At 68.7% G+C, this 6,446-nt stretch carries 7 protein-coding genes; 2 read left to right on the top strand and 5 right to left on the bottom strand.

Annotated features, from left to right (window positions below):
* Both G6016_RS02970 and G6016_RS02965 read right to left on the bottom strand, forming a co-directional pair.
* The coding region (locus tag G6016_RS02970) for a DUF2334 domain-containing protein (protein ID WP_182631219.1) at nucleotides 1-387 on the bottom strand (387 nt) is incomplete at its 3' end.
* A gap of 152 nt (nucleotides 388-539) precedes the next feature.
* Nucleotides 540-1,037 carry a glutathione peroxidase gene (locus G6016_RS02965; RefSeq protein ID WP_182631218.1) on the bottom strand — a complete coding sequence of 166 codons (498 nt, stop codon included), beginning with the start codon at nucleotides 1,035-1,037 and terminating at the stop codon, nucleotides 540-542.
* Between the two features lie 208 nt (nucleotides 1,038-1,245).
* On the opposite strand from G6016_RS02965, the gene G6016_RS02960 reads away from it, so the two are divergent.
* Together G6016_RS02960 and G6016_RS17470 are read left to right on the top strand one after the other, a co-directional pair.
* On the top strand, nucleotides 1,246-1,578 hold the full coding sequence (locus G6016_RS02960) for a helix-turn-helix transcriptional regulator (protein ID WP_182631217.1): 333 nt from the start codon (nucleotides 1,246-1,248) through the stop codon (nucleotides 1,576-1,578).
* Nucleotides 1,578-2,144 carry a hypothetical protein gene (locus G6016_RS17470; RefSeq protein WP_277815105.1) on the top strand — a complete coding sequence of 189 codons (567 nt, stop codon included), beginning with the start codon at nucleotides 1,578-1,580 and terminating at the stop codon, nucleotides 2,142-2,144. The genes G6016_RS02960 and G6016_RS17470 overlap by 1 nt, the downstream gene beginning before the upstream one ends.
* 244 nt (nucleotides 2,145-2,388) lie before the next feature.
* Here G6016_RS17470 and G6016_RS02950 read toward each other — a convergent pair whose 3' ends face one another.
* The 3 genes from G6016_RS02950 to G6016_RS02940 all read right to left on the bottom strand — a co-directional run.
* Nucleotides 2,389-4,617, bottom strand: a complete 2,229-nt coding sequence (locus tag G6016_RS02950; protein ID WP_182631216.1) for a S9 family peptidase — start codon at nucleotides 4,615-4,617, stop codon at nucleotides 2,389-2,391.
* Nucleotides 4,614-5,507, bottom strand: a complete 894-nt coding sequence (locus G6016_RS02945) for a phosphoribosylaminoimidazolesuccinocarboxamide synthase (RefSeq protein WP_182631215.1) — start codon at nucleotides 5,505-5,507, stop codon at nucleotides 4,614-4,616. The genes G6016_RS02950 and G6016_RS02945 overlap by 4 nt, the downstream gene beginning before the upstream one ends.
* Nucleotides 5,508-5,576: 69 nt before the next feature.
* Nucleotides 5,577-6,446, bottom strand: an 870-nt coding sequence (locus G6016_RS02940; RefSeq protein WP_241729692.1) for an alpha/beta hydrolase, incomplete at its 5' end; no start/stop codon positions are given.

The raw sequence follows: 6,446 nt of genomic DNA, 5'->3' as shown, positions 1-6,446 counted from the left end.
CAGCGCCTTGAGGCAGCCCGGGGAGGCGTTCCAGCGCGGCGGCGCGAAGATGCGGGTCCGCAGGCCCATGTCGGCCATGAGTCGGTCGGCGGCGGTGAGTCGCACGGTGGCCTCGGCGGGTCCGATGGAGGCGAACTCGGGGCGCCGGATCTTGGTCGCCGCATCGTCGTAGCCGCCGAGCACGATCGCATCGCCCTGGTCCCGGCGGTGCCGCAGCCAGTCCTGGGTACCGCGGTCCTTGGCGAGCTCGTACTCGTGGCCTCGCCGCGGCGCGACGAGGAGCGATACCGGCACCGACCGTCGCTCGAGCTCCCCCACCAGGTCGATGGCGCCGTCGAGCGTGGAGTCGCGGAGGCCGGAGAGTGAGACGACGAGGCGCGATGTCATGGCCGCATCGTGACAGCCGGGGATTACCGGACGACGACGACGAGGTGTACTCCACGTGTCCGGACCACCTACATGCACCCCGACTCACCCTCACCCAGGTGCCCGCACCCCCATCATCTGTGCGCAGCACCCCAGTCGGCCATCATTTCGCGTCAGACCGGGAGCTGCTCCTCGATCGCGTCGATCAGCTCGTCGGCACCCGGCTCGACCTTGGGCCGGAAGCGCCCCACGACCTCACCCTGCGGCGAGATCAGGAACTTCTCGAAGTTCCACTGCACGTCGCCGGCTTCGCCGTCCGCGTCGGCGGTCTTGGTCAGCTCGGCGTACAGCGGGTGCTGCCCCTCGCCGTTGACGTCGACCTTCGACGAGAGCGGGAAGGTGATCCCGTACTTGCCGGAGGTGAAGTCCTTGATAGCCGACTCGTCGCCGGGCTCCTGCCCCATGAACTGGTTGCACGGGAAGCCGAGCACGAAGAAGCCGCGGTCCCGGTAGTCGTCGGCGAGCTCCTGCAGACCCTCGTACTGCGGGGTCAGTCCGCACTCGCTGGCCACGTTGACCACAAGGACAGCATGCCCCGCGTAATCGTCCATCGACGCCTTCTCGCCGTCGATGGTGGTGAACTCGATGCCCTTGACGTTGACGTTGCTCATGTGACCCAGACTACGTGCCCGCCGCACTCCCCGGCGCGCCCCTGGTACGCCCCCGGCACGACCTCGGCACGCCCCCGACGCAACCCCAGCACGGCCGCCAATCACCCGCACCGCCGCTACCGCCAAACACCCGCACCGCCGCGAGCGAGGGCGAACATAAGCACACATTTCCTTGACGAATCGTTGGGTTTTCCCAACACTTAGATGCATGAGCCCAGTCAGAAGGGGAGAAAAACTCCCGATCTTCAACCGGATCGCCGTCCTGCGGGCCGAGCATCGGCTCAGCCGGGCCGCACTGGCCGAGCGGATCGAGGTCAATCCGCAGACCGTGGGGGCCCTCGAGCGGGGCGACCACTACCCCAGCCTCGACCTGGCCTTCCGCATCTGCGCGGTCTTCGACCTCCCCGTCGAGGCCGTGTTCTCCCGCACTGAGTTCCGCCCCATGTCCGCGGAGATGTACCGCCGCACCACCGCTAATTCCGCCAACACCGCAAGTTCCGCCAGCACCGCCAGCCACGTCACCAGCGAAGGGCAATCGTGATGAACACCCAGCACCACGCCATGACCGACGCCAACTCCGACGCCCGCACCGCCCCGGGCGCCACCGCCGACCCCCGAACGCGGGCCGAGCGGCGCTTCGAGCGTCAGCAGGTCGCCACGTCCGAGTCGCTGCGCTCCTGGCGCACGCCGGCCCGCCGACGCCTGCTCGTGCAGTTGAACTGGGCCTCGATCGGGGTCATGGCCGCAATCGCGGTGGCCGGATACTTCTGGTTCCCGATCGTGATCGCCTGGCTGCCGATGACCGTCGTGATCTGCACTGTTTGGACGATGCTGCGGGTGACCATCGACAGCAAGGACGGCGCACCCGCCGGCTACCTGGACGAGTTCGAACTGAGCACGCTGCTCGCCGCCCGATCCCGCGCGCTCTCGGTGACCACCGGCATCCTCTTCCTGATCGCGATCGTCCTCATCACGGGCTCGAGCCTGCAGCTCGGCGACGGTCACCGACTCGCCTACGCCATGGGCGGCCTCGCAGTTCTGTCCGTGTTCGTGGCCGGGGTGATCCCCGCGTCCGCGATGGTCAAGACCATGGACGACGAGGTCTGAGCCACCGCGCCCCGACCTGCCCGCGCCCCCACATCGAGGCGAAAGCCGCCAGCGAAGCCGCAGGTGAACGCGTTGGTCGTCATGGCTGCGGAGATGGTCGCCATGGCTGCGGCGAAAGCCGCGTGTCGCCGCGGTGAGTACGACCATCGCCGCACTGATGACGACCATCCGGGCTCAGCCGTTCCCGGCCCCAGCTCCGGCCGACGCTCGGCGGCGCGGAGGCGCGGGGCGGGCGGGGCGAGGGTCAGCCGGCGGTGGCGGTGCGGACCGTCCAGGCGTACTCGAACGCGATCTGGCGCCAGCGCTCGTAGCGGCCGGAGACGCCGCCGTGCCCGGCGCTCATCTCGCAGCGCAGCAGCACGGGCCGGTCGGTCGAGTTGGCCGACGTCGAGATCTCGCGCAGTTTGGCCACCCACTTGGCGGGCTCCACGTAGAGCACGCGGGTGTCGTTGAGCGAGGTCACCGCGAGGATGGCCGGGTAGTCCTTGGCCTCGATGTTCTCGTACGGCGCGTAGGTCGCCATGTAGTCGTACACCTCGGCATCGTGCAGCGGGTCGCCCCACTCGTCCCACTCGATCACCGTGAGCGGCAGCTCCGGCATGAGGATCGAGGTGAGCGGATCCACGAACGGCACCACCGCCTGGATCCCGGCGAACAGCTCAGGCGCGAGATTGGCCACCGCGCCCATGAGCAGGCCGCCCGCGCTGCCGCCCTCGGCGACGAGACGGTCCGTCGCGGTCAGGCCCGAGTCGATCAGGTGCCGGGCGCACGCCACGAAGTCGGTGAAGGTGTTGCGCTTGGTCAGCGTCTTGCCGTTCTCGTACCAGAGCCGGCCCATCTCGCCGCCGCCCCGCACGTGTGCCACCGCGTAGACCATCCCCCGCTCCAGCAACGACAACCGCGCGACCGAAAAGGAGGGATCCATGCTCGACTCGTACGAGCCGTACCCGTACAACAGCGTCGGCACCTGCTCCCCCGCATCGATGCGGGCCGCGGTCTCCCGCGACATCGACAGCGAGATCGGCACCCGGGTGCCATCGTCGGCGGTGGCCCAGTCGCGACGCTGCAGGAAGCGCGCCGGGTCGTAGCCGCCCAGCACCTCCTGCTCGCGCAGCAACGTCCGCTCGCCGGTCACCGGATCGAGCGAGTAGACCCTGCTCGGCGTGATGAACGAGCCGTAGCCGAACCGCAGCACCGGGGTCCGCCACTCGGCGTTCGCGCCCGGCCCGGAGGTGAACAGCTCCTCCTCGAACTCCACCGGCTCGAACTGCCCGTACTCCTGCGTACCGGCGGTCGACGTCGAATCGAGCAGCATCAGCGAGAACCTCGGCAACGCCGCCTCACGGTAGACCAACACCAGGAACTGCTCGAACGCGTCCACGCCCTCGACCCGGACATCGTCCCGGTGCGGCACCAGCGTGCGCAACTCACCGAAATCGCCCTCGACCGGTCCGGCCGGCGCCTCCACGATCGTCGAGTTGGGCGCTCCCGCGTTGTGCGTGATCAGGAAGCGGTCCTGCCCACCGATCACCGCGTGCTCGATGTCGTACTCCACGCCCTCCTCGCGCGGCCGCACACACCAGAACTCTCCAGCGGGATCGCTCGAGTCCAGGCACCACACCTCGGTGGTGATCTTGGAACCCACCGCTATCTGCAGGTACTTCTCGCTGCGGGTCTCGCCCACACCGATCCAATAGGACTCGTCGGGCTCGTGGAACACCGTGTCGTCGTCGTCCCCGGGGGTTCCCAGGCGGTGACGCCACACCGTATCGGGACGCCAGGCATCATCTACGGTCACGTAAAAGACATATTCCCCGTCCAGCGACCAGGTCACACCCGCGGCGATACCGGAGATCTCCTCGGTCGGCGCGGTGACCTCCGGGTCCAGCGACCGGAAGCGCAACGTGTAGCGCTCGTCGCCCTCGGTGTCCGTGGACCAGGCCAGCATGCGGCCGTCGTGGCTGACGGAGAAGGCACCGAGCGCGAAGTACTCGTGCCCCTCGGCCTCGACGTTGCCGTCCATGAGTAACTGCTCGCCCGGCAGCTCTACACCTGGCGAGACCTCCGGCGGCACCCAGCCCGCGGGGTCGGACATGTCGGCGGCGTGCTCGGGCGCCACCGGAACGCGGCAGTGCTGCGCGTACGACTTGCCCTCGATGGTGCGCGAGAAGTACCACCAGCTGCCGGCGCGCACCGGCACCGACATGTCGGTCTCCTTGACGCGGGACTTGATCTCGTCGTAGATCGCGTCCTCGAGCGGCTTGAGGTCCGCCGTCATGGCGTCGGTGTACGCGTTCTCCGCCTCGAGGTAGGCGCGCGTGTCCGGGGCGTCCTTGTCGCGCATCCACTCGTAGTTGTCGACGAAGACGCGGCCGTGGTGCTCGCGCGAGTGGGGACGGCGCTCGGCGACCGGTGGGGTGGGGCTGGCGGTGGTGGTGCTGGAGTTGGTGGTGCTGGCGTCAGGGGTGGTCATGCGTTGTCGCCTCCGATCCAGTCGGCAAAGGACAGGCCCGAGATGCGCTCGTAGGCCTCGATGTAGCGGGCGCGGGTCGCCTCGACCACCTCCGCGGGCAGCGGCGGCGGGGGCGTGTCCGAGGCCTTGTCCCAGCCCGAATCGGGGCCGGTGAGCCAATTGCGCACGTACTGCTTGTCGAAACTCGGCTGGACGCGACCGGCCTCGTACGAATCGGCCGGCCAGTAGCGCGAGGAATCCGGCGTGAGAACCTCGTCGGCCAGGATCAGTTCGCCGCCGGAGAGCCCGAACTCGAACTTGGTGTCCGCGAGCAGCACGCCGCGCTCGGCGGCCATTTCCGCGGCCCGCGAGTAGACATCTAGCGTCGCGGTGCGCAGGCGCTCGGCAAGCTCGTCGCCGACGATGCCGGTGAGCTGGTCGAACGAGATATTCTCGTCATGGTCGCCCACCGCCGCCTTGGTGGCGGGGGTGAAGATCGGCTCGGGCAGCTTGCTGGCCTCGACCAGCCCCGCCGGCAACTCGATGCCACACACCGTGCCCGACTCGCGGTACTCGACCATGCCGGAGCCGGTCAGATACCCGCGGGCCACGCACTCGGCCTGGACCATGTCGAGCCGGCGCACGACCATCGCCTTGCCGAGGACCTCGGCGGGGATCCGCTCGTCATCCATCGGCCCGGCCAGATGATTGGGCACGTCGAGCGCGTCGAAGAAATACGCACTCATCGCCGTAAGCACACGGCCCTTGTCCGGGATCGGCGTCTCCAGCACATGGTCGTACGCCGAGATCCGGTCGGTGGCCACCATGAGCAGAGTGTCCGCGTCGATCTCATAGAGCTCGCGGACCTTGCCGGCAGCGAGATGGCGATAGGAGGAGAGATCAGGTCGCATGGAGGCCAGCGTAGCCGCCGCGCCGGACACGGCCGCACGCGCCGAGGCGCGGTCGTCGATCGCGAATCGTCAGCCCAGACGAGTGTCGAGCCAGTCGCCCAGCACCTCGTACGCCTCGTCGGCACACAGGTCGTTGAAGAGCTCGTGCCTGCCGCCCTCGAACTCCCGGTAGATGACCTCCGGCCGCGGATCGTGATCCGAGCCCGCCAGCACGGCGAAACGGCGCGCGCCCTTCGGCGAGGTGATGGTGTCGCCCGAGCCGTTGACGACGAGCGTGGGCACCCGCAGTCCCCGCGACCGCTCGATCAGCTTGGCCCCACCGGCCAGCAACGTTCCCGCGGACAGCGCCGGTACCCCGCCGTGTAGTACGAGGGGATCCGAGTTGTAGTCGTCGACGTACTCCGGCACCCGCGAGATGTCGTTTGCGTCGAGCTTCTCCACCGGCAGGAACGGCAAGAGCCGCGCGACGACCGGAGCCACCGCCTTCAACGCCGCCGGACTGTCCTCCCCCACGATCAAGCCGGGCGAGGACAGGACGAGCCCCTTGAGATCCCACGGCCTGCGCAGCGCCGACTCCCCGGCCACCAGGCCGCCCATCGAATGCCCCATGAGAAGTCGCGGCAGCTTATCCGCGCCGTTGCCCTCGGCCGATCGGCTCCACTCGGCGACCGCGTCACGCACCGCCAGGTTGTCCTCGATGTGCTCCTCCACCGCGACCCGGTAGCGCGGGCCCGGCGCCGAACCATGACCGCGCAGGTCGTAATTCGCCACGCTGATCCCCCGCGCGAGAAGGAAGTCCACCATCCTCGCGTACCGGCCCGAATGCTCACCGAACCCGTGACAGAGCACGAGCACCGCCCGCGGATCATCAGCGTGATGCATGGTCACCTGCAGACCACCGGTACCGGGCACGGGAATGAGAGTCTGGCGCATGAACGC

Origin of the sequence: Dietzia aerolata (genome assembly GCF_014144865.1) — a bacterium.
Taxonomy (GTDB): domain Bacteria; phylum Actinomycetota; class Actinomycetes; order Mycobacteriales; family Mycobacteriaceae; genus Dietzia; species Dietzia aerolata.
The sequence above is the reverse complement of the archived record's forward strand: the minus strand, read 5'-3'. Positions and strand labels throughout refer to the sequence as shown.

Coding starts and splice junctions, on each gene's coding strand:
- G6016_RS02965 (WP_182631218.1), bottom strand. CDS start 1,037: ATGAGCAACGTCAACGTCAAGGGCATCGAGTTCACCACCATCGACGGC.
- G6016_RS02950 (WP_182631216.1), bottom strand. CDS start 4,617: ATGACCACCCCTGACGCCAGCACCACCAACTCCAGCACCACCACCGCC.
- G6016_RS17470 (WP_277815105.1), top strand. CDS start 1,578: ATGAACACCCAGCACCACGCCATGACCGACGCCAACTCCGACGCCCGC.
- G6016_RS02945 (WP_182631215.1), bottom strand. CDS start 5,507: ATGCGACCTGATCTCTCCTCCTATCGCCATCTCGCTGCCGGCAAGGTC.
- G6016_RS02960 (WP_182631217.1), top strand. CDS start 1,246: ATGAGCCCAGTCAGAAGGGGAGAAAAACTCCCGATCTTCAACCGGATC.